Consider the following 507-nt stretch of genomic DNA (forward strand, 5'->3'; position numbering starts at 1 on the left):
GATCGTGTGCGCGTTGGTGCCGCTCACTCCGAAGGCCGACACCGCCGCACGACGCGGCTCACCCGTCTTGGGCCACTCCCGCGCCTCGGTCAGCAACGACACCGCACCCGCCGACCAGTCCACGTCCGGCGACGGCTCGTCCACGTGCAAGGTGCGCGGCAGCACACCGTGCCGTATCGCCATCACCATCTTGATGATCCCGGCGACGCCCGCGGCGTTCTGGGTGTGTCCGATGTTGGACTTGAGGGAGCCGAGCCACAACGGGCTGTCGGCGGCGGGGCGTTCCTGGCCGTACGTGGCCAGCAGGGCCTGCGCCTCGATCGGGTCACCCAGGCGCGTACCCGTGCCGTGGGCCTCGACCGCGTCGACCTGGTCGGCCGTCAGGCGAGCGTTCTCCAGTGCTTGCCGGATGGCTCGCTGCTGGGACGGACCGTTCGGGGCCGTGAGGCCGTTGCTGGCGCCGTCCTGGTTGACCGCACTGCCCCGCACCACCGCCAGCACCTGGTG

Annotated in this window: 1 pseudogene; it reads right to left on the reverse strand. The window is 71.2% G+C overall.

From position 1 onward, the window contains the following. A pseudogene (locus IE249_RS39625) lies at positions 1-507 on the reverse strand (polyketide synthase); the annotation flags it as partial.

It is taken from the genome of Streptomyces anandii JCM 4720 (assembly GCF_014650655.1).
In the GTDB taxonomy this organism is placed as follows: Bacteria; Actinomycetota; Actinomycetes; order Streptomycetales; family Streptomycetaceae; genus Streptomyces; species Streptomyces anandii.